This window comes from Nocardioides marmotae, from assembly GCF_013177455.1.
GTDB lineage: Bacteria > Actinomycetota > Actinomycetes > Propionibacteriales > Nocardioidaceae > Nocardioides > Nocardioides marmotae.
Genome location: NZ_CP053660.1, coordinates 1,577,593 through 1,600,776 on the forward strand (window position 1 = coordinate 1,577,593; position 23,184 = coordinate 1,600,776).

The window sequence follows — 23,184 nt, forward strand, 5'->3', positions numbered from 1 at the left end:
CAGGTGCCGGTCATAAAGTTCACAGCGTGTTCGGTGCTCCTCTCCTCGTGGCCCTGACCGCTGTCCCCGAGGTTCCCGAGCCGTCGCTCGGAGCCTTCTTCTCGCAGTGGTCCCTGGCCCCCGTGCCCACGATCCTCACCGTGTGGACGGTGGGCCTCTACCTCCTCGGCGTCTTCAAGCTCCGCGCTCGCGGCGACCGCTGGCCCGTCGGCCGGACGATCGCGTTCGTCGTGCTCGGGATGGGGTCGTTCTACGTCGCGACCGCCTCCGGCCTGGCGGCGTACGACACGACCCTGCTGAGTGCGCACATGGTCCAGCACATGGTGCTCTCGATGGTCGTGCCGCTCTCCCTGGCGCTGGGCGCCCCGGTGACGCTGGCGCTGCGGACCCTGCCGGCCGCACCGCGCCGGTGGCTGCTCGCGGTGCTGCACTCGAGGTTCGCGCGGGTGCTCTCGTTCCCGCCGCTGGCCTTCGGGCTCTACGTGCTCTCGCCGTGGGCGCTCTACTTCACCAGCTGGTACGACGCGTCGCTGTCCTCGACCTACGTGCACGAGATGATGCACCTGCACCTGGTGCTGATCGGCGCGCTCTTCTTCTGGCCGCTCATGGGCATCGACCCCGTGCCCGGCCGGGTCGGCTACCCGTTCCGGGTCCTGCTGACCGTGCTCACGCTGCCCTTCCACGCCTTCCTCGGCGTGACGATCATGGGCCAGACCGAGCTGATCGGCGCGGAGCACTACCTGGCGCTGCGCGAGGGCCCGATGGGCTCCTGGCTGCCCGACGCCGCCGACGACCAGCACCTGGCCGGCGGCATCCTGTGGGGCTCCGGCGACCTGATCGGCCTGATGTTCTTCGGGGTGCTCTTCGCCCAGTGGGTGCGCTCCTCGATGCAGGAGGCCCGCCGCGAGGACCGGCGGCTGGACCGCGAGGAGGAGCGCTCGCGGGCCCGCGAGGCTCGCGAGCCCCAGGGGCTCAGCCCTCGTCCGTAGCCGGCCCCCCGGCCTGGTCGCCCGGTCGCTCGTCGGTGCCGGTCGTGACCGCGATGCGGGTGATCCGGGCGCCGTCGGTCTCGGCGACGCGGAGCACGACGTCGCCGACGTCGACCGCGTCGCCGGGCTCGGCGATGCGGCCCAGCCGCGCGACGACGTACCCCGCGACGGTCTCGTAGTCGCCGTCCTCGAGGGGCACGCCGGTGTGCTCGGCGAAGTCCTCGATGCTCAGCCCGCCCTCGAGCAGCAGCGACCCGTCGGCCGCGCGGACCTCCGGCTCGGGCTCGTCGTGCTCGTCGCGGATCTCGCCGACGATCTCCTCGACGAGGTCCTCGAGCGTCACGATGCCGTCGGTGCCGCCGTACTCGTCGACGACGACGGCGAGGTGGACGCCCTCGCGGCGCATCCGGGTCACCGTCGGCAGCACCCGGTTGGTCTCCGGCAGGACCAGCACCTCGCGTTGCACGTCGCGGACCAGGCGCCGGTCGCCGTCGCGGACGACGAGCAGGTCGCGCACGTGCAGGAAGCCGGTGATGTCGTCGAAGCCGCCGGGCCCGGTGACCGGGTAGCGCGACCAGGTGAGGGCGCGGACCTGCTCGACGGCCTCGGTCAGCGGCAGGTCGCCGGCGAGGAACGCGACCTCGCGCCGGGGGCGCATCACCTCCTTGACCGTGGTGCGGCCCGCGGCGAAGACGTCGCCGAGGATGCGTCGCTCCTGCTCGTCGAGGCCCTCGTGGGTGGCGACGATGTCGCGCAGCTCCTCCTCCGAGAGCTGGTCGTTGGTCGCCGACGGGTCGCCGCCGAGGAGCCGCACGAGCACGTCGGTGGAGCAGGAGAGCAGCCAGATGACCGGGCGCATGAGGGTGGCGAAGCGGTCCAGCGGGGGGCCGACGAGCAGCGAGAGCCGGGCCGAGCGCTGGAGGGCGAGCCGCTTGGGGACGAGCTCGCCGAGGACGAGGGAGAGGTAGGCGATGAGCAGCGTCATCGTCACCAGCGCGACGGTGTCGGCAGCCCCCGCGGGGAGCCCCAGGTCGACGAGGTACGGCGCGACGTCCGGCGCCAGGGTGGACCCGCCGTACGCCGCGGAGAAGAAACCCGCGACCGTGACGCCGATCTGGACGGCCGCGAGGAACCGGTTGGGGTCGCGGGCGATCGCGGCGACCCGGGCGCCCCGGGCGCTCTCGCGCTCCATGCGGGCGACCTGGCTGTCGCGCAGCGAGACCAGCGCGATCTCGGTGGCCGCGAAGACGCCGCCGACGAGGACGAACAACACCACCAGGCCGAGGTTGACGAAGGTCTGGGTGTCCACCTCGCGAACCTAGCGAGCGGCGCCTGAACCCTCGCCCCAGCGCACCAGGCGGCGGTGGCGGTGGGCGAAGAGGAGGCCGACGACGTGCCGGGTGCCCGGCAACCGGGGCCGCAGGACGAGCCGATCGGTGACCGTGCAGGTCGTCTCGTCCACCGGCTCGACGGTCCGCTCGTGCTCCCAGTGCGGGAACAGCAGCATCCGCGAGCGCTCGTGGAAGCGGCGGCCCGGTTCGAGCGCCACGAGCGTCATGTCGTCGAAGTCGACCGGCAGCACCCCGCCGGCGAGCACCCAGGCCTTGCCCAGCGGGCGGCCGAGCAGTCCAGCGGCGTCGTCGATCGTGCGGCCGCGCAGCCGCGGCGGCATCGTCATCGACAGCCAGGGGCGCATCTCGTGGCGGATCCCGGCCGGGCTGGTCACCCGCGCCCAGACCTCGGCGGCGGGGCGCGCCACGGTCGACGTGCGGGTCCAGGTGGCGGACGACATGCCCGGATCCTAGGGAGGCTCGTGGCAGCCGGCGGTGCCTCGTCGTACGATCCGGGGCGTGACCGACTCCACGACCGCTCCGCTCAAGGTGCTCGTCTACAGCGACGACGTGAACACCCGCCAGCAGGTGATCCTGGCGCTGGGCCGCCGCCCGCACCCGGACCTGCCCGAGGTGGAGTACATCGAGGTCGCGACCGAGCCGGTCGTCATCGCGAACATGGACGCCGGCCACGTCGACCTGGTGATCCTCGACGGCGAGGCCGTGCCGGCCGGCGGGATGGGCATCGCCAAGCAGCTCAAGGACGAGATCTACCTCTGCCCGCCGGTCGTGGTGCTGACCGGCCGCCCGCAGGACGCGTGGCTGGCCACCTGGTCGCGGGCCGAGGCGGCGGTGCCGCACCCGATCGACCCGATCCAGCTCGCGGAGACCGTCGTCGGGCTGCTCCGCTCGCGGGTGCCCGCCACGAGCACCGCCACCTCCTGAGGTGTCGACCTGGGCCGAGGTCCTCGGCACGCTCGTCGCCGGGGAGGACCTGAGCGCGCAGCAGAGCGCCTGGGCGATGGGGGAGGTGCTGGCCGGTGAGGCCACGCCGGCCCAGGTCGCCGGGTTCGCCGTCGCGCTGCGCGCCAAGGGCGAGACGACCGAGGAGCTGCGCGGCCTGGCCGACGCGATGCTCGCGGCCGCCAACCCCCTCGACGTCGCGGGCCGGCTGCTCGACGTCGTGGGCACCGGCGGGGACCGGTCGTTCTCGGTCAACATCTCGACCATGTCGGCGATCGTCGCCGCCGGGGCCGGCGCGCTCGTGGTCAAGCACGGCAACCGCTCGGCCTCCTCGAAGTCCGGCTCCGCCGACGTGCTCGAGGCGCTCGGCATCCGGCTCGACCTGCCCGTCGCCCGGGTCGCCGAGGTCGCCACCGAGGCCGGGATCACCTTCTGCTTCTCCGCCGCGTTCCACCCGGCCATGCGGCACGCGGCCGTCCCGCGCCGTGAGCTGGGCATCGGCACCTCGTTCAACCTGCTCGGACCACTGACCAACCCGGCCCGGCCGGCCGCGCAGGCCATCGGCTGCGCGGACGGGCGGGTCGCGCCGGTGATGGCCGGGGTGTACGCCGCCCGGGGTGTCGACGCGTGGGTCTTCCGCGGCGACGACGGGCTCGATGAGCTCACGACGACGACCACGTCGCGGCTGTGGCGGGTCCACGCGGGCGAGGTGGTCGCCGAGACCGTCGACCCGGCGTCGTACGACCTGGCGCCGGCGACGGCGGAGGACCTGCGCGGCGGCGACGCCGCGCACAACGCCGACGTCGTACGCCGCCTGCTCGCCGGGGAGCGCGGGCCGGTGCGCGACGCGGTGCTGCTCAACGCCGGCGCCGCCCTCGCGGTGCACGCCGAGCCGGCCTCGCCCGCGGCCGACGCCCTCGCCGAGGGCATCCGCCGCGCCGCCGAGGCGATCGACAGCGGCGCCGCGGCGGCCACGCTGGAGCGCTGGGTCGAGGCGTCCTCCGCCTGACCCTCCCAGCTCCGGCTCGGCTCCGGCCCGACCTGGTCAGAGGTCGAGGACGAACTGCTTCCCGTTCGGGCGGAACCCCAGGTTGGGGTAGTAGGCGCCGACCATGCCGGGCGGGGTCAGCACGTGGCGGAGGCCGAGGTCGCGGAGCACGCCGCTGCGCCGCCAGACGAACTCGCCGGGGGAGAAGTCCCGGTAGCGGGGCGTGACGTAGTCCAGCTGCACGTGGGCGACGTCGCCGTCCTTGCGCAGCACCACGATGCCCACCGTCTCGTCGCCCTTGAGCACGACGAAGGCGTGCTGGCTGCCGGCGGGCGCCGGGTCGAAGTCGGGCTGGAACCGGCGGATGTCCTCGGCGTGCGTGCGCAGCACGTGGCGCAGGTAGGCGTCCTCGGGCCGGACCTCGACGACCTCGAAGGCCGACTCGTCGTGCCGGTCGCGGGTCAGCCGGACGATCCAATAGACGTTGATGACCGCCAGCACGATGTTCATCCCCACCATCGGCCACACCCCGATGAGGGAGTTGAACACCAGCAGCACCAGGCAGCCCAGCAGGTTGAGCGTGCGGAAGCGCAGCACCCGCGCCTGCAGCAGCGAGTAGACGAGCAGCGCGCTCCCGCCCCAGCCGACCAGGTCCAGCCAGTGGTCCGCGAGCCAGGTCACTCGGGGAGGGTACTGACGCGGCGAGTCGGCGACACATGGGGTGCTGGATCCGAGCCGCGCTGCGGGCGCGTCGCCACGATCGCCGCTCGGCCCCACATCACGGCCCCCGCAAGGACGAACAGTGCCAAGCTGGCATCCGGCGGCACGATCCAGGCGGACGTCCCCGCCAGCGGGCTGTCGACGCGCTCGCCGCGGACGACGTCGAGCACGCCGATCAGGCCGACGGTGGCGGCGGGGAGGACGACGCCGAGGATCTTGAGCGCCGGAGCGACCGCGCCCGGGGGGCGCGGTTCCGCTGCTGCGCAGAGCATGATCACCCCCATCGCCACGGGATAGCCGTAGCGGCCCTGCCACGCGATGCCCAGCTCGGCGTGAGTCATGAGGGTGGCCGCCGATGGGACCAGGAGTGAGCACGCCACGACCAGCGCGACGGCCGTACCGAGTCGGCGCCTCCCCGCGCGGAGACCGAGAAGCAGGATGACGGCCCAGACAGTCAGCGTGACGGCGTACAGGCCCAGGGGCGCGATCTCGTCGCGGGCGGGGAACGCAGCGATCGACTGGAAGAGCCACATGGCCCAACCCCCCGGGAGCGCAGCCCACGCCTCACCGGTGACCCTCAGAGGTCCTCCCGGATCGTTGGTCCTCGCCGCGGCCGTCCAGGCGAGTCCTGCGAGGCATGCCACGGCCAGGACCGACGTCGCGGCACCTCCCGCTCTGTTGCCGAGGACCTGTCGCGTCCGCTGCCTCCCGAGGAAGAGTGCGGCGGCAGCAAGGATGAGCACCAACCAGAGCGGCCCCAGGGTCCGCACCGTCGCGAGGACCGCGCCGCCGGCGGTGATCGCCGTGACGTACGGCAGGTCGGAGTGCCCGCGCGGCACGCCGTGACGACCCAGAGCCACGACGCCGGACCAGACCAGGGCCGCCGCAGCGAGCTCGACCCCGTTGGGCGCGGCCATGGCGCTGGAGTAGAGCACGATCGGGGTCAGCGCCCCTGAGAAGCACACCCACCCCCACATCGAGCTTCCGCGCCGCGCTGTCACGTAGGCGGCCGCGCCGAGGAGCAACGAGCAGAGGAGCGCGGTCGACAGCCGCATCACGTAGAGGGCGGTCGTGCCTTCGAACGGCAGCGCCGCGCTCCCGATGACCGCGTAGAAGAGGGGGTTGTATCGGGCCGCGGAGCTCGCGACCGTCCGGAGGCCGTCGTCGGCGCTCGACCCGCGGCAGTTGTCGGGGGTCGTATACGGCAGGGACTCACACACGGGTCGCGCGCTGTCGACCACGTCTGCGGGGACCGTCATCCGGTCCCCCCAGCCGTCGGGGGAGCTCGGGTGGCGGGGGCTCCAGTCACCACGCGCCACAGCAGCGGCCTTGTAGGCGTGCTCGTGCTCGTCGAGGCCGCGGTAGGGAGGCACCGCGAAGATCCAGGCCGCCTGGAGGCACCAGGTGCCGAGGACGAACCAGGTAGCTGCGCGCAGGGCCCGGGCCCTCATCTCGCCCCCGGCGCCGAAGCCCACGGTGCGCCGGTCGGCCAGAGCCTGGCGACGTGTGCCAAGCCCCGATGCACACGGCTCGTGACGTGCCACCGCGCCGCCCGCGCGGCATCGGTCCACCCGGCCGCCTCGAACGACGCCTGCAGCTCCTCGAACAGTCGCTGTTCCTCCGCGAACCGGGCTCGGGTCGCCGCAGCCCTCGAGGACTCGCTGAGGCCGTGGCGTCGGTAGCGGAACGCCTCGACCTCGGTGAGTGCGAGGACGCCCCCAGCCAGGACGACCTGGGCGGCGAGCGCGAGGTCGAGCGTCGTGGGCAGGTCCTGGCGGAAGCCGATCGGTGTGATGCGCGCGCTGCGCCAGCACAGGGCAGGGAAGTAGAGCCAGTTGCCGTGCATGAGCGACGTGGCCAGCCGCTCACCGGACAGGTCGCCGCGACCGTGCCTCCTGCGGAGAAGCGTCTTCACCCGGTCGGCCAGGGGGGTAGACGGGCTGCTCTCAGCGTCCATGACCCGGACCCCCGGGAGCACCATGTCGACCCGTTCCCGACTACTCAAGACCTGTCGGACGGTCCGCACGTACGACGGCAGCAGGACGTCGTCGCAACCGGGGAACACGCACCAGTCGTGCTCGACGAGGTCGAGCGATCGCTGGAAGTTGCCCGGTAGCCCGAGTCGGTGCGGGTTCGTCACCCACCGGACCCGTGGGTCGGACCGTCTCCGCTCCCAGTCCGAGGTCGTGAGACCGGCGTGCTCCCCGTCCTGGACGACGGTCAACCGCCATGCGGGATCGTCTTGCGCGAGCACGCTGTCGACGGTCTCCGCGAGGTAGTCGACACGCCCGTAGAACGGGACCACGATGTCGATCACGCCGACAGTCATGCGTGCGACACGCGGTCCTCGCGGGTGGCGTGCGCCACGTCGATCTGGAGGAGTGCGTGCGACCTCGCGACGGTGGCGAGCTGCTCCTCGAGGTTGGCGAGGCGCCGGCGTTGGGCGATCGAGCTGAAGAGGAAAGCGACGACGAGGACGTACAGGACCAGGTCTGTCCCCCGCCCCACCCCCATCACGTTGGCCACGCTGCTGACGAGGTCCGGCGCGAGCACCGCCGTGACCCAAGTGAACACGAACGCCAGGCTCGTCAAGCGGGTGGCGGCCAGCTGACGACCGCCGCTGCTCCGGAAGAGCCATGCGGCCGCCAGCGCGACACTGCCGATCAGGAACACCTTGATGATCACGACGCAGACCTCAACCGCTGGCTGGTGAGGTCGCACAGGATGTTGAACGCGTTGAGGTTCGACTGTCCCTTGGCGCGGGAGTACTCGGTGTAGGCGATCGTGGTGGGATGTTCCGCCCAGCTGAGCCCGGACCGCCCGACGATGGACTCCAGCTCGGTCGCGTAAGCCATGCCAGGCTGCCGCAACCTGATGAGCTCGACTGCCCGCCTGCTGAGCACCCGCAAGCCGTTGTGGGTGTCGGTGAGGTCCAACCCGGTGGACCAGCGTGAGTAGCGGAGGGCGGCCGCGAGGAGGAGACGGCGCGCGACCGGCTGGTCCGTCGCCGACCCGAGGGCTCGGGACCCGAGCAGGACGTCCACGCCGCTTCGTCGGCTCGCCTCGACCATCGCGACGGCGTCCTCGACGCGGTGCTGGCCATCGGCGTCGAAGGTGACGGTGCGCTCCGGCAGTGCGCGGCGGGTGAGGAAGTCGAAACCCGTCTGCAGAGCAGCGCCTTGACCGAGGTTCACGGGGTGGCGGAGGGCCACGGCCCCGGCGTCTCTTGCCACGTCGAAGGAGTCGTCCCTGCTCCCGTCGTCGACGCAGACGACGTTCGCGAAGTGCGCCCGCAGCGCGCGCACGACTCCGCCGACCACTGTCGCCTCGTTGAACATCGGCACCAGCACGAACGTTGATTCGTCCATCTCGCCTCCTCTTCGGGAGAGGCTAGGAAGCGCGGAGGCCTGAGGACAGCGACGTCAGCGAGGTGTGCCCGACTGGTGCGAAGATGACCCGAAGGGACTATCCGCGAACCAGCCGGTGGGTGGGCCGCTCGGCGGCCTCAGTCCAGGCCGAGCGAGAACGCCGACTCGAGGTCGTGCTGGGAGTAGGTGCGGAAGGCGATGTGGGTCTCGGTCGCGGTGACGCCGTCGACCTTGTTCAGCCGGTCGGCCACGACCCGCGCCACGTCGTCGTGGTCGCGGACGCGGACGAGGGCGATGAGGTCGATCTGCCCGGTCACCGAGTAGACCTCGCTGACGCCGTCGAGGGCTGCGATCTCCTCGGCCACCTCGGGGATGCGGGCGACGTCAGCCTTCACGAAGACGATGGCGGTGATCATGGGCCAGACCCTAGCCGGGACGACGCCCGGACCGGGCCAGCCTCGGGGGTCGGCCGCAGGGGCCGGACTCAGCGGGCGGGCTGGTGGACGGGGGTGAGGTCGCGCCGGTCGTCGAAGGGGACCAGCTCGGTCCGCGAGCGGGCCACCGCGTCGTGGAGGGCGAGGTGCCGGGTGGCGCCGTCGACCGGGCAGACCCACTCGCCCTCGACGTCGACCAGCCGGATGCCGGGGGACTCCAGCCAGCGCAGGATCTTCTCGGTCTCCTCGGCCGTCGCCACCGGCACCGGCCCCGGGCCGCCGGCGACGGTCTCGGCGGAGGCCCGCAGCGAGGCGACGTAGGTGTGGGCGTCCGTGCCCGGCGGGATGACCCCGGCGGCGGCGAGCCGGCCGTGCCGCACGACGTGCACCGCCCACCGCCCGTCGTCGCCCCGGCGGGCCGCGACGACCTCGGGGCAGCGGGTCAGGGCGCTGAGCCGTTGCGTCCGGCTGGCGGCGCGGATGAAGGCGGCCAGGCGGTCGCGGTGGACGCCGGCCTCCTCGAAGCGCTCGTCGGCGGCGAGCGCCTCCATCCGGGCGTTGATCTGCTCGACGACGCGGTCGGGGCGGTGCAGCAGCGAGTCGCGCAGCTGCCGCACGACCGCGGCGTACGTGTCGTGGTCCACGGTGCCGTCGCACGGGGCCAGGCACCGGCCGAGCTCGGCGAGGACGCAGGGGGTGCGGGAGGGCGTCTTGCCGAACCGGTCCGAGCACTGCCGCAGGGGGAAGGTGTCGTGGAGGGCGGCCAGGCACTTCTCCGCGACCTTGCGGGAGGAGAACGGCCCGAGGTAGTCGGCGTCGTCGTCGAGGACCCGCTTGACCAGGGAGAGACGCGGCCACGGCTCGCGGGTCAGCTTGATGAAGGTGGTCTTCTCGGGGAAGCGGGAGCGGCGGTTGTAGCGCGGCTTGTGCTCGGCGATCAGCCGGAGCTCGCGGACCTCCGCCTCCAGGGGCGTGGCGCACTCGATGCCGGTGACGCTGTCGGCGATCCCGACCATCTCGCCCATCCGGGACCGGGTCTCGGAGGCGGTGAAGTAGGTGCGGACGCGGGTCCGCAGGTCCTTCGACGTGCCGACGTAGAGCACCCGGCGCTCGTGGTCGCGGAAGAGGTAGACGCCCGGGGCGTGGGGGAGACCCTCGGCGAGGTGGCGCTTGCGGCGCTGGGCGGTGCTGACCCGGCCGGAGAAGGTCTGCAGCTCCTCGAGGGTGTGCACGCCGAGCCCGCCGAGCCGCTCCATCAGCCCGTGCAGGACGTCGACGGTCGCCCGGGCGTCGGAGAGGGCGCGGTGGTTGGGGGTGGTGGTCGAGCCGAAGGCCCGCGCCAGGGAGGACAGCTTGCAGTTCGGGGCGTCGTCCTTGGTGATGACCCGGCGCGCCAGCCGGGCGGTGTCCAGCACCTCGAAGGTGGGCCACGGGCGCCCCTGCTGCTCGCAGAAGTACTTGAGGAACCCGATGTCGAACGGCGCGTTGTGGGCGACCAGGACCGTCCCGGCCGCGAACTCCAGGAACGCGGGCAGCGCCGACTCGACCGGCGGCGCGTCGGCGACCATCGCGTTGCTGATGCCGGTGAGGACCGCGATGAACGGCGGGATGGGCTGCCGCGGGTCGACCAGGGTCTGGAACTCCCCGAGCACCTCGCCGCCGCGGACCTTGACCGCGCCGATCTCGGTGATCATCGAGCCGCCCTCGGCCGAGCCGCCGGTGGTCTCGAGGTCGACCACGGTGAAGGTGATGTCGCGCAGCGGGCGCCCCAGCTCGTCGAAGCTGCGCTGCGACTCCCACCGGTCCGGTGTCCCTCGGGAGCTGGTGCCCGGCTGCTCGGCGTGGAGGGTGCTGCTCATGCGGGCGACGCTAGGCGCGGGCACCGACAATCCCGTGACGGCTCGCGCAATAGGCTCGGCGCGGTTCGTCCGTCACCCCTCTGGAGTCCTGTTGTCCACCTCGCCGCCGGTGCCCGCCCTGGCGCAGCTGCCCGAGCCCGTGCGCGCCCGCGTCGTGGCGCTCGCGGCCGACGTGCTGCCCGCGCTCGGCCAGCTGCCTCCGGCGCTGCGCCGGGTGGCGACCTTCGCGCCCGCGCGGCGCGCGAAGCTGGGGGCGACCGCGATCGCCACGGCGCTGCGGGAGGAGGACCTGCGTGCCCGGGTCGCCTCCCACCTCGCGGTGCAGCCGCCCGCGACCTCGACGCCGGTGGACCGCGCCGCGGTGGCCTGGCTGGTCCGGGCGGGTGCCTGGGAGGCCGAGCTGGCGGCCGCGCTCGACGAGGTCACCCCGGCCGGCCCGACCCGCGAGGAGTCGGAGGTTGCCCGGCTGCGCGACCGGCTCGACGCCGCCGAGCGGGCCGCGCGCGAGCAGCGCGCGATGCACCGCGCCCAGGTCGACGAGGTCAAGGCCGAGAACACCACGCTCCGCCGCCGGCTCGGTGAGGCCCGCGCCGCCGAGAAGGCCGCCCGGGCCGCGGGCGAGCAGGCCGCCGCCCAGGTCGACGGGCTGCGGCGCGAGGTCGAGGCCCTCGCGTCCGCCCAGGAGCGGGAGGTACGCCGCCTGCGGGCCCGGGTCGCCGAGCTCGAGGCGGACGCGGCCTCGGGGCGCCGCGCCGTACGCGCCGAGCGGGACGAGGCGACCGTCCGGGCGCGGGTGCTGCTGGAGACGGTCGTCGAGGCGGCCGCGGGGCTGCGCCGCGAGCTCGGCCTGCCGTCGGTGACCGGCGCGCCCGCCGACCGCGTCGAGGCCGGGCTCTCTGCCGGCGTCGCCGAGGGCGCCCGGCTGCTGACCGGGGCGTCGGCGGGGCTGCTCGAGCAGTACCTCGCGATGCCGCGCGCCCGGCTCGTCGTCGACGGCTACAACGTGAGCAAGAGCATCTGGCCGACCTCGCCGCTGGAGGCGCAGCGGATCCGGCTCGTCAACGCGCTCGCGCCGCTGGTCGCCCGGACCGGCGCCGACACGACCGTCGTCTTCGACGCCGGCCAGGTCGGGCAGGGCGCGCGCCCGGTCGTCGCCGCGCCCCGCGGGGTCCGGGTCTACTTCAGCCCGGAGGGGACCATCGCCGACGACGTCATCCGCGACCTCGTCGCGGCCGAGCCCCCCGGTCGGGTCGTCGTGGTCGTCACCGGCGACCAGGCCGTCCTCGCCGACGTCACCCGCGCGGGCGCTCGGGGCGCCTCGGTCGACGCCCTGGCCTCGCTGATCAGCTGACCCGATCGGCGTTGTCGGTGGCCGGTGTCACGGTGTGCCCATGACGACACGGATCGATTGCGACACCTGCGTGGTGCGGGGTCTGGCCTGCCACGACTGCGTGGTGACGGTGCTGCTCGGGCCGCCGCCGGAGCTGACCTTCGACGACGACGAGCGCCGGGCGCTGGACCTGCTGGCGGAGGGCGGGCTGGTGCCGCCGCTGCGGCTGGTGCGCCCGATGGAGGGGTACGACGTGGAATCGGCGTGACGGATGTGACCAGAGGGATCGATGGGTCACCATCCGCGTCGTCCTCCCCAGATCACACCGCGACATGCTCCAGAAGTTTCGCGAGACCGCGGGGCGGCGACTAACGTGTCGAGTTCAGGTGCCCGTGGCAGTGGACCAACCGGTCTACGCGGGCACCGCGTCGAGTCCCGGCCCGCTTCGGTGGTCCGGGAGCCGGGGAACCACCGGCGCTGCGTGCAGCGCCACTGGGGTGAATCGCCCGTGAGGCACCGCACAGCGGTGAGGAGCGGGAGTAGGGCCTGTCGTGCCCGAACCCGTCAGCTCACCCGGTAGGCGTACGACACCGAGGAGACCCTCCGCTCGTGCTCAACGGCCGGAAGCGCATCATCCCCGCCCTCACCGGGCTCGCCATCGTCGGCATCGTCGGATTCGGCCCCTCTGTCCCGGCGCAGGCCGAGCCAGACATCAAGGACGTCGAGTCCCGGGTCGACCAGCTCTTCCACGAGGCCGAGCAGGCCTCGGAGCGGTTCAACGACGCGCGCATCGAGCTCCGCGAGCTCAAGCGCGACCTGCGCTCGCTCAAGGCCGACGAGAACCGCCAGGGCGACCGCCTCGAGGGCGTACGCGAGCAGGTCGAGCGCTCGGTGGTCCGCCAGTACCAGGGCCAGGGCCTCTCCGCCGTCGGCCAGGTCCTGGTCTCCGACGACCCGCAGGGCTTCCTCTCCGAGCTCTCGACGATGTCGGCCTTCGACGACCTGCAGGACCAGATGTACGGCGACTACACCGCCGAGCTCAAGGCGCTCGACATCCGCCGCGAGGCCACCGAGGACCGCGCGGACCAGGTCGCCGAGGTCAAGGCGCAGCTCGCCGAGGAGAAGTCGGAGATCGACGAGAAGCTCGAGGAGGCCCAGGCCCTCCTCGCCCGGCTCGAGGAGAAGGAGCGCGAGAAGCTGGTCTCGCGCGACACCACCCGTCCGCCGGCCTCCGTCCCGGCCTCCGGCCGCGCCGGCGCCGCGATCGCCTACGCGATGGCCCAGGTCGGCGACGCCTACGTCTACGGCGCAGCCGGGCCGAGCGCCTTCGACTGCTCCGGCCTGACCATGATGGCGTGGGGCGCGGCCGGCGTGTCGCTGCCGCACTCCTCCAGCGCCCAGTACTCCTCCGGGCCGCGCGTCGCCGAGAGCGACCTCCAGCCCGGCGACCTGGTCTTCTACTACAGCCCGATCAGCCACGTCGGCATGTACATCGGCAACGGCATGATCGTCCACGCCGCCAACCCCGGCGCCGGTGTCACCACCGCGCCGCTGCACTCGATGCCGTACGTCGGCGCGGTGCGCCCTGGCTGAGCCAGCACCCCCGACCGAGGCCGGTCGCCCACGACGGTGGGTGGCCGGCCTCGTCGCGTTCGCGGTGCTGGTGGCCGCCGCCGTCGCCGGCTGGCTGGTCCTCCGGGACGAGCCCTACGTCGCGACGCCGGAGGACCAGGCGGCCGCGGCGATCGGTCCCCGCGCCGTCGACGCCGCGCTCGACCGGCTCGAGGAGGCCGTCGCCGCCGGTGATGCGGCCGCCCTCGCCGGGGCGCCCGCCGGGATCGCCCGCAACGCCGCCCGCCTGCGGGTCCGCGACCTCGATCTCCGCTACGTCGACACCGTCGCGCGGACCGACGACAGCCTCCGCGCGGCCGTCGACGTGACCTGGCGCTTCGGCGGCTTCGACGCCCGGCCGGCCCGGACCGAGGTCGAGATGACGTTCACCGCGGACGGTGCCGAGGCCGTGCTCACCTCGGTCGGCGGTGGCGAGGGCCGGAGCCCGCTCTGGCTCACCGGGCCGGTCGAGGTGCTGCGCTCCGAGCGGGTCCTCGTCGTCGGCGCCACCGGGACCGACGTCGCGTCGATCGGCCGCCACGCCGAGGCCGCCGTGCCGGTCGTCCGGCGCGTGCTCGCCGGATGGCGCTCCCGCCTCGTCGTGGAGGTCCCCGCGTCCGCCGAGGGCCTCGGCGACGTCCTCGGCGCCGAGGACGGGCAGTACGACGCCGTGGCGGCCGTCACCGCTGCCCCTGACGGCTCGGTCGCCCCCGACGCGCCCCTGCACGTCTTCGTCAACCCCGACGTGCTGGGCACCCTCGGCGCCCGGGGCGCGCAGGTGGTGATGAGCCACGAGGCCACCCACGTGGCGACCCGCGCCCCGGTGACCACCCAGCCGCTGTGGCTGCTCGAGGGCTTCGCGGACTACGTGGCGCTGCGCGACGTGGGCCTGCCCCTGACCACCACGGCCGGGCAGGTCATCGAGCAGGTCCGCGAGGACGGCCTGCCGCGGGCGCTGCCCGGGCCGGCGGAGTTCGACACCGCGACGACCCATCTCGGCGCGACGTACGAGGCCGCCTGGCTGGCCTGCGTCGTCCTCGCCGACCGGGTGGGGGAGACGCGCCTGGTCGACCTCTACCGCGCGGCCGGCCGGACCGGTCTCGAGGAGGCCCTGCGCGACGTCGCGGGGTGGAGCGAGGCGGACCTGGTCCGGGCCTGGCGCTCGCGGCTGGCCGACCTGGCCGGCCTGTCAGACTCGACGGTGTGACGCCGACCGCCCGCCGACTCTCGTGGACGCTCGTCGGCGCCGGCGGAGCGGCTTTCGTCCTCCTCGCCTGGTGGCTCGTGCCGTGGGACCCGGTCCCGGGCGGGCCGGTCGAACCGGTCCGCGCCGAGGACTACTTCAGCGTCGCGCACCTCGCCCGGGCCGAGGAGTACTCCCGGTGGGCGCGGGTCCTCAGCTACTCCTCCCTCGCCGTCTCGCTCGCCGTCGCCTGCTACCTCGGCCTGAGCCGGCGGGGCCGCGCCTGGGCGCGGCGGGCCCCCGGCCCGTGGTGGGTCCAGGTCGTGGTCCTGGTGGCGGCCGTCGAGCTGGCCAGGCGGCTCGTCACGCTCCCGTTCGGCATCGCCTTCGAGCAGCGCCGCCGCGACTACGGGCTCTCGACGCGGTCGTGGGCCGGGTACGCCGCCGACCTCGTCCGCAACGAGGTGCTCGGCATCGGGGTGGCCTCGATCGCGCTGCTCGTGGTCATCGGCCTGGCGCGGTGGCTGCCGCGGGCCTGGCCGGCGGTCGCGGGGCTGCTCGTCGCGGCGCTGGTCGTCCTCGGCTCGTTCGTCTACCCCGTCGTCGTCGAGCCGGCGTTCAACTCCTTCGAGCCGCTCGCGGACGGCCCGCTGCGGCAGGGCATCGAGGAGCTGGCGGACGCGGAGGGCGTGGAGATCGGGGACGTGCTCGTGGCGGACGCCTCGCGGCGCACGTCGACGCTCAACGCCTACGTCTCGGGCTTCGGGGCGAGCCGGCGGGTGGTGCTCTACGACACGCTGGTCGAGGACCTGCCGGTCGACCAGGCGCTCTCGGTGGTGGCGCACGAGCTGGCGCACGCGAAGCACGACGACGTGGTCGTCGGCACGGTGCTGGGCGCTGCGAGCGCCGTCGCGGGGGTGGGCCTGCTGGCGCTGTGCCTGGGCTGGTTCGGCCGGCGCGGGTGGCCGGCGGTGAGCGAGGCGGCGGTGGCCCCGCTGGCCCTCGCGCTCTTCGCGGTCGGGGGCTTCCTGGCGAGCCCGGTGCAGAACGGGATCAGCCGCCAGGTCGAGACCCGGGCCGACGTCGACGCGCTGCGGGTGACGCGGGATCCCGACGCGTTCGTCGGGCTGCAGGTGCGGCTGGCGGAGAAGTCGCTGGCCGACCCGACTCCGCCCGGCCTGGCTCACTGGTGGTTCGGGAGCCATCCCGGGGTGCTCGACCGGTTCGGGCGCGCGCGCTGATCCAAAGCGCGATCGGGGGCCGCGTGGAACGCGGCCCCCGATGCAGGTACCTCATTGAGCAACTGCCGGTGATGCTGCGCCTAGATCCTGGCACCCGGCGCAGCGACGGCACGACGATGAACGCAGCAATGCCGTGGTCTGCACTCCGTACGCGACGGCCCAGGGGCCCTGCTCACTTCGCGTGAACCTCCAGAGCTGTTCGATGGCAGTCGCGACGTCGCATTCTCAGCAGGTTGCGGCGATGTTGGAGTTGCCGCCCCTGATCGAGGCGCACGTGTCCGCGAACGCCTCCTTGACGACCGGGCCCAGCGCGAACACGGCGACGACGATCAGGGCGGCGATGCCGGCGATGAGCAGGCCGTACTCGACGGCGGAGGCGCCGCGCTCCTCCATCTCGGCGAGGCGGGCGTTGATGAGGATGCGGAAGTAGTCGACCATGACGGGGCTCCTTGAGGTGCTGTGACGGGGGTAGTTCCTCGGCGTGAGGCCGAAGAACCTCACGACCGGAATCCTCGCCGGAACCGCAGGTCAGCGAATCGCGTCACCGTCTCGAGCTGGGTAGTCCGAACGGACTACCACCGGTCGTCGGCCGTCGTGGCCAGGTGGGCTACCCGGCGCTCAGGAGTTGGCCGGCTTGACGCTGGAGAGCAGCCCGATCCGCATCGCGGTGACCAGCGCCTGGGCCCGGTTGGCGGCGCCGAGCTTCTGGTAGATCTTCGCGATGTGCGACTTCGCGGTCGACTCGCTGAGGTAGAGCTTGTCGCCGATCTGGGCAGCGCCGAGCCCGTCGGCCAGCAGCAGCAGGACCTCGTGCTCGCGGTCGGAGAGCTTCGTGGAGTCCCCGGCCTGCCGCCGCATCATCGCGCCGACCAGGCCGGTGCAGATGAAGGAGCGGGGGGAGACCGCGGCATGCCGGGCCGCCTTGACCACCTCGCTGGAGGGGGCGTCCTTGCCGACGAACCCGGACGCCCCGGCCTGCATCGCGGCGAAGATCTGGTCGTCCCCGGAGTGCATGGTCAGCACGATGAGCCCGGTGTCGTTGCTGCGCTTGCGGACCGCGCGGACGATGTCGAGGCCGGTGCCGTCCTGCAGCTGCAGGTCGGTCACCACCACGTCGGGGGCGAGCTCCTCGTAGGAGGCCATGGCCTCGGCGACCGTCGCGGCGACGCCGACGATGCTCATGTCGTGCTCGAGGTCCAGCACGCCGGAGAGCCCGTCCCGGATGAGCTGGTGGTCGTCGACGAGGAGCACGCGGATGTGGCGGTCGCTCATGCCTTCACCTTCTTCCCTTCGGTGTCCTGCTCGGGGTGCACGCCGGCGACGTCGGGGATGTCGCGCTGGAGGTCCGTGCCCACCGCCACGGTGACCATCAGGCCGCCTCCGTGAACGGGGTCGATGCTCAGCCGTCCGCCGATGAGCATCGCGCGCTCGCGCATGATCTCCAGGCCGTGGGAGTCCGACCGGGGCTGCTGCATGCCGCGGCCGTCGTCGGAGACGGTGATGACCGCGCGAGGTGCGTGCACCCGGCAGTGGACGTCGATGACCGAGGCCTGCGCATGCCGGATCGCGTTGTTCATCGCCTCCTGGGTGATGCGGAACAGCTCCGCCTCCACCTCCGGGCGCAACCGGGTGGTGTGCTCCTCGAGCGTCACCTGGATGGGTACGCCGGCCACCTCGCTGAGGTTGCGGGCGACCGAGCTGATCGCGGCCCCGAGGCTCTCGTTCTCGCCGACGCTCGTGCGCAGCGTCAGCACCGACTGGCGGACCTCGCCGACGACGTGGCTGACCCGGTCGCGCAGCAGCGCGATCCGCTCGGCCTGCTCCGGGGACCCGGGCTGGGCGGCCAGCGCGTCGACGAGGTAGCCGAGGGAGGCGATCTCCTGGGCGACGCCGTCGTGCATCTCCCGGGCGAGCCGGCGCCGCTCCTCGGCCGTCGCGGCGTCGCGGAAGGACGCGAACAGCAGGGCGGTGTCGAGGTGCACGGCGCTGGGCGCGAGCCGGCGCTGAAGCTTGCGGATCCGCCCGGCCAGGTCGAGCCGGCCCGGGTCGAGCCGGTCGGAGAGGACGCCGGCCAGGACCGCGGCGTCGTCGAGCGGGATCGCGAAGGACCGACCGTTGACGACGTTCTCGCCGCGGGCCCAAGCCTCGAGTGCGACGTCCTCGCAGTCGGTCGAGTCGCCGTCGAGGTGCTTCTCGACCAGGGGTGTCAGCGTCTCCCCGCGCGGGACGTAGAGGACGAGCGTGGCGATGGGCAGCTCGTCGCGGGCGGTGCTGACGATGGCCCCGCCGAGGGCGTTGGGGTCCAGCCCCGAGCTCAGCCCGCCGGAGAGGTCGATGAGCTGGCGCAGGAGCGTCTGGGCGTAGTGGTAGGGCGCGAGGGGGTCGACCGACCGCTCGAGGGCAGAGTGCAGGAACGCGCCGATCAGGCCGAGGCCCAGGCCGGTCATGCCCCAGGTGAAGACCCCGATCGCCTGGGCGCCGGCGAGCCCGTCGTACCCGAGGAACGCGACGCCGATCAGCGCCACGAGCTGGGCCGCCATGGCGAGCGCGACGCCGACCACGCCCCGGTGCAGGCCGGCGGTGAAGGGAGGCACGGCCAGCGCGGCCAGGACGGGCAGGCTGTCGCCGACGGTGATGCCGCAGACCAGGCCGACGACCACCGCGTCGAAGGTGGTGGCGAAGGCCGTCGAGACGCCGGGGCGGAACTCCGCGAGCTGGACCACGACCCAGGTCGCGCCGATCGCGATCAGCGCCAGGATCATGTCCTGCTCGTCGGCGACGAGCGCGGCGAGGCAGAGCGCGAGCAGGACGAACCCGCGGGCGGCGAGGGTGAGTCGCGCGAACGGCAGGTCCGACCGGGTCATCCCATGTTCTCCATGATGCTGATCACCGCGGGCCCCATGACCGCGATGAACAAGCACGGCAGGATGCAGAAGATCAGGGGCACGGTGATCTTGACAGGAACCTGCTGCGCCTTGTGCTCGGCGCGCTGACGGCGTTTGAGCCGCATCTCGGCGGACTGGATCCGCAGCACCTGCGAGATCGGGATGCCGAAGGAGTCCGCCTGCACCATCGCGCCCACGAAGGTCTTGAGGTCGGGCACGTTCGTCCGGTCCCCGAGCGCGCGCAGCGCGTGCGCCCGGCCCTGGCCGATCTGCATCTCGCGCAGCACGCGGGAGAACTCCTCGGCCAGCGGTCCCTCGGTGTTGCGGGCGACCTGCTGGACGGCGGCGTCGAAGCCGAGCCCGGACTCGACGCTGATGGTCATCAGGTCGATCGCGTCGGCGAGCTCGCGCTGCATCCGCTCGGTGCGCTCGTAGGTCTTCTGGTACAGGTACAGGTCCGGCACGAAGAAGCCGACCACCAGCCCGCCGAGCAGCATCACGACCGCCACCGACACCGAGACGCCCAGCACGAGGGCGAGGGCGCCGCCGACCAGGGTGAGCGCGATCGCGCCGATCACCTTGCCCGAGACGACCCGGTCGACGCTCCAGTCGCGCGGGTTGCCGGCGAGGTCGAGCTTCTTGCGGATCCGCTCGGCGGAGTCGGCGCCGGAGAGCCGGCGCCCGATCCGCAGGGCGCGGGCCTGCAGCGGCTCGAGGACCCGCTCGCCGAAGGGCCGGTCGAGCTCGTCGCGCAGCGCCTTCGGCGCCGAGGTGATCGCCTCGATGGCGGCCAGGGAGCGCGCGACGCCCGTGGTCTGCCCGGCGTCGGGGGAGAGCGCCAGGCCGAGGAGCAGGATCGCCACGAGGACCAGCACGACGCCCAGCACGAGGAGCAGGACCACCTCAGACCTCCACCTTGACCAGCTTGCTCATCCAGAACGCCCCCACGCTGAGGATCACCGCGGCCCCGACCAGCATGAGGATGCCGAGCGGCTCGGTGAACATCACGATGACGTAGTCGCGCTGGGTGAGGAACAGGTAGAACATGAACAACGGCGGCAGGCAGCCGAGCACCCACGCCGACAGCTTGCCCTCCGCGGCGAGTGCGGCCACCTGGCGTCGGAGGTACTCCCGCTCGCGCATCGTCGCCGCGACCGTGTCCAGCAGCTCGGCGAGGTTGCCGCCGACCTGGCGCTGGATCTTGATCGCCATGACGACCCACTCGAAGTCCTTGGACTCGAACCGCTCGGCGACCCCCTCCAGCGCGTCCTCGAGCGGTACGCCGAGGCGCGTCTCGACCAGCACCCGCTTGAACTCCGTGGAGACCGGGTCGGCCCCCTCCCGCACGATCGTGTCGATCGACTGGGCCAGGGAGAGGCCGGCCGCGAGCGAGCCGGACATCAGCTGCAGGGTGTCGGGGAGGAGGGCGTTGAACGCCTTGCGGCGGCGCGAGCGGCGGATGCCGAGGTAGAGCCAAGGCCCGAGGGCGCCGAGGGCGAGGAGCAACAGCCCGACGCCGATGCTCCCGCCGCCCAGCAGCAGGCCGACCAGGCCCGAGGCGACCAGGACACCGACGTGGACCAGGAGCCACTCGGAGGACTTCAGCTCGCTGCCCGCGCCCTCGAGGCGGTGGGTGATCCGCGCGTCGAGGGACTTGTTGCGCTCCAGCACGCCGGCCGCCGCGCCCTTGGCCTGCGCGAACGCGTGCTCGGCGTCGACGCGCGAGCCGCCGGGGGCGGGGGAGCCTGGGGAGCCCGGGTCGGTGGCGGCGGCGTAGCGGGTCAACCGCTGCTCGGCGGTGAGCGGCGCCGGCCCGCGCGGCACCAGGAGCACCACGAGGGCGACCAGGCCGAGGCCGAGCGTGCCGACGCCGGCGTACATCACCCAGGTCGGCGGGACCCAGCCGGCGTCCGCGACGACCGGCGACGGGGCCGACGACGCGGGGGTCGCCGCGCTCTGGACGGTGGTGAAGGCCCGCGCCACCACGGGGTCGGCCCCGCCGAGGGTCACCTCGACGGTGGCCTCGGGGTCGGTGACGCCCGCGGGCACCGAGGTGGTGACCAGGACCTGGCGCGCGAGCGCCTCGGCCTCGGCGGAGAACGCCTCGCCCAGCGCGGTGCGCTCGGCCTCGACGACCCGGCCGGAGCCGGCGGCGGTCATCTCGCGCAGCGCGGCCAGCGCCCGCTCGCCCTGCTCGAGCGCGACCACGTCGAGCGCGACGCCCGCCTCCTCGACCGCTGTGGTCACCTCCGCCAGCGGGGTCTGGGAGGTGTCGGCGCCGTCGGAGAGCACGAGCAGGGAGCGCTGGCCCTCGGTGCCCGCCATCCGCACGGCGGCGAGCACGCCGTCGTGGAGCATCGTCTGCCGGCTCAGCGACAGCGAGCGGATGACCTCGCGGGCGGCGTCGCGGTCGGTGGTGGGCGCGAGCGCCTCGGTGACGGTGCCGGCGAAGCTGACGATGCCGAGCTCGACGTCCTCCGGCACGGTGCGGACGAACGCGAGCGCGGCGGCCTTCGCCGAGCCGAAGCGGTCGCCCCTCATCGAGTTGCTCGTGTCGATGGCCAGCACGGCGGTACGCCGTACGGCGGTCGAGGTGCCTGCGAGGGCGGCCGTGGCGGGGGAGTCGACGCCGTCGACGGTGACGCCGACCTGACCGAGGTCGACCTCCACGTCCGCGGGCACCGAGACCAGGACCTGCAGCCCGTCCGCGGTCGGCTCGACGTGGGCGATCGACCCGTCGACGGCCAGCGCGGCGGACGGGGCGAGGCCCAGCGCGACCGCGGCGACCAGGGCGAGGAGGCGGAGCGTGGCCCGTCGCATCAGAGGCGGTCCGTCGCGAACAGCATCGGGTCGACGCTGACGTTGGCGTAGGTCATCTTGTCGAGGAACCGCGGCCGCAGGCCGGTGGGCCGCAGCCGCCCGAGGGTGCGGCCCTGGCCGTCGAAGCCGGCCGAGGAGTCGAAGACGAAGATGTCCTGGAGGGTGATGACGTCACCCTCCATCCGCTCCACCTCGGTGATGTGGGTGATCCGGCGGGTGCCGTCCTTGAACCGGGTCTGGTGGACGATGAGGTCGACCGCCGAGGCGACCTGCTCGCGGATCGCGCGCACCGGCAGGTCCATGCCGGCCATGAGCACCATCGTCTCCATGCGGGAGAGGGTGTCGCGCGGGCCGTTGGAGTGCAGGGTGCAGATCGAGCCGTCGTGACCGGTGTTCATCGCCTGGAGCATGTCCAGCGCGGAGGCGTCGCGGACCTCGCCGACGATGATCCGGTCCGGCCGCATGCGCAGGCTGTTGCGGACCAGGTCGCGGATGTGCACCGCGCCCTTGCCCTCGATGTTGGCCGGCCGCGACTCCAGCCGCACCACGTGGTCCTGCTTGAGCTGGAGCTCGGCGGCGTCCTCGATCGTCACGATCCGCTCGTCGGAGGGGATGAAGGAGGAGAGCACGTTGAGGGTGGTGGTCTTGCCGGCGCCGGTGCTGCCCGAGACGATGATGTTGAGCCGCCCGCGCACGCAGGCGTCGAGGAAGTCGCGGGTCTGCGGGGTCAGCGACCCGAACCGGACCAGGTCCTCGGCCGTCAGCGGGTCGGTGGCGAACTTGCGGATCGTCAGCGCCGAGCCGTCGACCGCCAGGGGCGGGACCACGGCGTTGACGCGGCTGCCGTCGGGCAGGCGCGCGTCGACCATCGGGCTGGACTCGTCCACGCGCCGGCCGATGCGGGAGACGATCTTGTCGATGGTCCGCCGCAGGTGCGCCTCGTCGAGGAAGTGGGCGTCGGCCGGCTGCAGCCGCCCGCTCTTCTCCAGCCAGATCGAGCTGTGGCCGTTGACCATGACCTCCGAGACGTCCGGGTCGCGCAGGAACGGCTGGATCGGCCCGTAGCCGAGGATGTCGTCGCTGATCTCCTGGGTGACCCGCGCGCGGTCGCTGCTGCTCAGGGGTCGGTCCTGGGAGGAGAGGACGTCGGCGAGGACGGTGCGGACCCGCTGGTCGAGCTCGTCCTGGTCCATGTCGGCGTCGTAGAGGTGCGGGCCGAGCTCCTGGAGCAGCTCGGCGTGGACGCTGGCCTTGAGCTCCTCGATGCGGTCGGTCTGCGACGCGCCGAGGGTACGACGCGGCGCGGGGTCGGGCTTGCGGCCTGCGGGAGCGGGGGAGAGGGCCGGGGCGACGGCCGGGTCGGTCGCGACGTCGGCCGCGGTCGGGCCGGCGTCGGTGCCGGGGGAGCCGGCCGCGTCGGCGCGGCGGGCGGCGGCCAGGCGTTCGGACAGGGAGCTCATCT

23 protein-coding genes and 1 riboswitch are annotated in these 23,184 nt (G+C 73.3%); of the genes, 8 read left to right on the forward strand and 15 right to left on the reverse strand.

Annotated elements, in window-relative coordinates; genetic code table 11:
* Positions 1 to 26 precede the first annotated feature (26 nt).
* Positions 27 to 989 carry a cytochrome c oxidase assembly protein gene (locus HPC71_RS07620; protein WP_253943946.1) on the forward strand — a complete coding sequence of 321 codons (963 nt, stop codon included), beginning with the start codon at positions 27 to 29 and terminating at the stop codon, positions 987 to 989.
* Here the strand turns inward: HPC71_RS07620 and HPC71_RS07625 are convergent.
* Positions 973 to 2,298 (reverse strand): hemolysin family protein, encoded by a 1,326-nt coding sequence (locus HPC71_RS07625; RefSeq protein WP_171896451.1) that lies wholly within the window; start codon positions 2,296 to 2,298, stop codon positions 973 to 975. The two genes, HPC71_RS07620 and HPC71_RS07625, sit on opposite strands and share 17 nt — an antisense overlap.
* A 9-nt stretch (positions 2,299 to 2,307) precedes the next feature.
* Positions 2,308 to 2,781 carry an Rv1443c family protein gene (locus HPC71_RS07630; RefSeq protein ID WP_154615055.1) on the reverse strand — a complete coding sequence of 158 codons (474 nt, stop codon included), beginning with the start codon at positions 2,779 to 2,781 and terminating at the stop codon, positions 2,308 to 2,310.
* A 58-nt stretch (positions 2,782 to 2,839) separates the two neighbouring features.
* Between HPC71_RS07630 and HPC71_RS07635 the strand changes: the two genes are divergently transcribed.
* Complete coding sequence (locus HPC71_RS07635; RefSeq protein ID WP_216656568.1) at positions 2,840 to 3,265, forward strand: Rv3143 family two-component system response regulator; 426 nt, start codon at positions 2,840 to 2,842, stop codon at positions 3,263 to 3,265.
* 1 nt (position 3,266) lies between these two features.
* Positions 3,267 to 4,292, forward strand: a complete 1,026-nt coding sequence (trpD, locus tag HPC71_RS07640; RefSeq protein WP_171896453.1) for an anthranilate phosphoribosyltransferase — start codon at positions 3,267 to 3,269, stop codon at positions 4,290 to 4,292.
* 36 nt (positions 4,293 to 4,328) lie between these two features.
* On the opposite strand, the gene HPC71_RS07645 is transcribed toward trpD, so the two are convergent.
* The 7 genes from HPC71_RS07645 to HPC71_RS07675 form a co-directional block, all read right to left on the reverse strand.
* Entirely contained in the window at positions 4,329 to 4,952 is a 624-nt protein-coding gene (locus HPC71_RS07645; RefSeq protein WP_171896455.1) for a GNAT family N-acetyltransferase, read from the reverse strand.
* Positions 4,949 to 6,466 (reverse strand): DUF2142 domain-containing protein, encoded by a 1,518-nt coding sequence (locus HPC71_RS07650; RefSeq protein WP_171896457.1) that lies wholly within the window; start codon positions 6,464 to 6,466, stop codon positions 4,949 to 4,951. The genes HPC71_RS07645 and HPC71_RS07650 overlap by 4 nt, the downstream gene beginning before the upstream one ends.
* On the reverse strand, positions 6,439 to 7,320 hold the full coding sequence (locus HPC71_RS07655; protein WP_154615057.1) for a glycosyltransferase family 2 protein: 882 nt from the start codon (positions 7,318 to 7,320) through the stop codon (positions 6,439 to 6,441). The genes HPC71_RS07650 and HPC71_RS07655 overlap by 28 nt, the downstream gene beginning before the upstream one ends.
* Complete coding sequence (locus HPC71_RS07660) at positions 7,317 to 7,676, reverse strand: DUF2304 domain-containing protein (protein WP_171896459.1); 360 nt, start codon at positions 7,674 to 7,676, stop codon at positions 7,317 to 7,319. Before HPC71_RS07660 ends, HPC71_RS07655 begins: the two co-directional genes overlap by 4 nt.
* On the reverse strand, positions 7,673 to 8,359 hold the full coding sequence (locus HPC71_RS07665) for a glycosyltransferase family 2 protein (protein ID WP_154615059.1): 687 nt from the start codon (positions 8,357 to 8,359) through the stop codon (positions 7,673 to 7,675). Before HPC71_RS07665 ends, HPC71_RS07660 begins: the two co-directional genes overlap by 4 nt.
* Positions 8,360 to 8,496: 137 nt before the next feature.
* Positions 8,497 to 8,775, reverse strand: coding sequence for an Lrp/AsnC family transcriptional regulator (locus HPC71_RS07670; RefSeq protein ID WP_154612014.1), 279 nt, complete (start codon positions 8,773 to 8,775; stop codon positions 8,497 to 8,499).
* 68 nt (positions 8,776 to 8,843) lie between these two features.
* Complete coding sequence (locus HPC71_RS07675; RefSeq protein ID WP_154615060.1) at positions 8,844 to 10,652, reverse strand: DEDD exonuclease domain-containing protein; 1,809 nt, start codon at positions 10,650 to 10,652, stop codon at positions 8,844 to 8,846.
* A gap of 91 nt (positions 10,653 to 10,743) precedes the next feature.
* Here HPC71_RS07675 and HPC71_RS07680 point away from each other — a divergent pair, with 91 nt between their 5' ends.
* From HPC71_RS07680 to HPC71_RS07700, 5 genes are all read left to right on the forward strand, one after another.
* Positions 10,744 to 12,003 (forward strand): NYN domain-containing protein, encoded by a 1,260-nt coding sequence (locus tag HPC71_RS07680; RefSeq protein ID WP_154615061.1) that lies wholly within the window; start codon positions 10,744 to 10,746, stop codon positions 12,001 to 12,003.
* Between the two features lie 40 nt (positions 12,004 to 12,043).
* Complete coding sequence (locus HPC71_RS07685; protein ID WP_154612010.1) at positions 12,044 to 12,250, forward strand: hypothetical protein; 207 nt, start codon at positions 12,044 to 12,046, stop codon at positions 12,248 to 12,250.
* A gap of 159 nt (positions 12,251 to 12,409) precedes the next feature.
* Positions 12,410 to 12,580: riboswitch (cyclic di-AMP (ydaO/yuaA leader) on the forward strand.
* 11 nt (positions 12,581 to 12,591) lie between these two features.
* Positions 12,592 to 13,575 (forward strand): C40 family peptidase, encoded by a 984-nt coding sequence (locus HPC71_RS07690; protein ID WP_171896461.1) that lies wholly within the window; start codon positions 12,592 to 12,594, stop codon positions 13,573 to 13,575.
* A 40-nt stretch (positions 13,576 to 13,615) separates the two neighbouring features.
* Complete coding sequence (locus tag HPC71_RS07695) at positions 13,616 to 14,800, forward strand: hypothetical protein (protein WP_154615063.1); 1,185 nt, start codon at positions 13,616 to 13,618, stop codon at positions 14,798 to 14,800.
* Positions 14,797 to 16,017, forward strand: a complete 1,221-nt coding sequence (locus HPC71_RS07700; protein WP_171896463.1) for a M48 family metallopeptidase — start codon at positions 14,797 to 14,799, stop codon at positions 16,015 to 16,017. The genes HPC71_RS07695 and HPC71_RS07700 overlap by 4 nt, the downstream gene beginning before the upstream one ends.
* Before the next feature lie 225 nt (positions 16,018 to 16,242).
* Here HPC71_RS07700 and HPC71_RS07705 read toward each other — a convergent pair whose 3' ends face one another.
* The 6 genes from HPC71_RS07705 to HPC71_RS07730 all read right to left on the reverse strand — a co-directional run bounded on the left by HPC71_RS07705 (position 16,243) and on the right by HPC71_RS07730 (position 23,182).
* The gene (locus HPC71_RS07705; RefSeq protein ID WP_230084296.1) at positions 16,243 to 16,518 is read right to left on the reverse strand and encodes a Flp family type IVb pilin; all 276 of its coding nucleotides are present in this window, start codon (positions 16,516 to 16,518) and stop codon (positions 16,243 to 16,245) included.
* A 117-nt stretch (positions 16,519 to 16,635) separates the two neighbouring features.
* Complete coding sequence (locus HPC71_RS07710; protein WP_154612007.1) at positions 16,636 to 17,289, reverse strand: response regulator transcription factor; 654 nt, start codon at positions 17,287 to 17,289, stop codon at positions 16,636 to 16,638.
* Entirely contained in the window at positions 17,286 to 18,881 is a 1,596-nt protein-coding gene (locus HPC71_RS07715) for a sensor histidine kinase (RefSeq protein ID WP_154612006.1), read from the reverse strand. The genes HPC71_RS07710 and HPC71_RS07715 overlap by 4 nt, the downstream gene beginning before the upstream one ends.
* Positions 18,878 to 19,804, reverse strand: coding sequence for a type II secretion system F family protein (locus HPC71_RS07720; protein WP_154615064.1), 927 nt, complete (start codon positions 19,802 to 19,804; stop codon positions 18,878 to 18,880). The genes HPC71_RS07715 and HPC71_RS07720 overlap by 4 nt, the downstream gene beginning before the upstream one ends.
* 1 nt (position 19,805) lies before the next feature.
* Positions 19,806 to 21,722: a type II secretion system F family protein gene (locus HPC71_RS07725; RefSeq protein ID WP_154615065.1), complete on the reverse strand. Its 1,917-nt coding sequence runs from the start codon at positions 21,720 to 21,722 to the stop codon at positions 19,806 to 19,808.
* Positions 21,722 to 23,182, reverse strand: coding sequence for a TadA family conjugal transfer-associated ATPase (locus HPC71_RS07730; RefSeq protein WP_154615066.1), 1,461 nt, complete (start codon positions 23,180 to 23,182; stop codon positions 21,722 to 21,724). Before HPC71_RS07730 ends, HPC71_RS07725 begins: the two co-directional genes overlap by 1 nt.
* Positions 23,183 to 23,184 lie beyond the last annotated feature (2 nt).

Bases quoted from the DNA above. Each gene is read 5' to 3' on its own strand.
- HPC71_RS07630 (WP_154615055.1), bottom strand. From the start codon at position 2,781: ATGTCGTCCGCCACCTGGACCCGCACGTCGACCGTGGCGCGCCCCGCC.
- HPC71_RS07655 (WP_154615057.1), bottom strand. From the start codon at position 7,320: ATGACTGTCGGCGTGATCGACATCGTGGTCCCGTTCTACGGGCGTGTC.
- HPC71_RS07665 (WP_154615059.1), bottom strand. From the start codon at position 8,359: ATGGACGAATCAACGTTCGTGCTGGTGCCGATGTTCAACGAGGCGACA.
- HPC71_RS07670 (WP_154612014.1), bottom strand. From the start codon at position 8,775: ATGATCACCGCCATCGTCTTCGTGAAGGCTGACGTCGCCCGCATCCCC.
- HPC71_RS07675 (WP_154615060.1), bottom strand. From the start codon at position 10,652: ATGAGCAGCACCCTCCACGCCGAGCAGCCGGGCACCAGCTCCCGAGGG.
- HPC71_RS07685 (WP_154612010.1), top strand. From the start codon at position 12,044: ATGACGACACGGATCGATTGCGACACCTGCGTGGTGCGGGGTCTGGCC.
- HPC71_RS07710 (WP_154612007.1), bottom strand. From the start codon at position 17,289: ATGAGCGACCGCCACATCCGCGTGCTCCTCGTCGACGACCACCAGCTC.
- HPC71_RS07715 (WP_154612006.1), bottom strand. From the start codon at position 18,881: ATGACCCGGTCGGACCTGCCGTTCGCGCGACTCACCCTCGCCGCCCGC.
- HPC71_RS07725 (WP_154615065.1), bottom strand. From the start codon at position 21,722: ATGCGACGGGCCACGCTCCGCCTCCTCGCCCTGGTCGCCGCGGTCGCG.
- HPC71_RS07730 (WP_154615066.1), bottom strand. From the start codon at position 23,182: ATGAGCTCCCTGTCCGAACGCCTGGCCGCCGCCCGCCGCGCCGACGCG.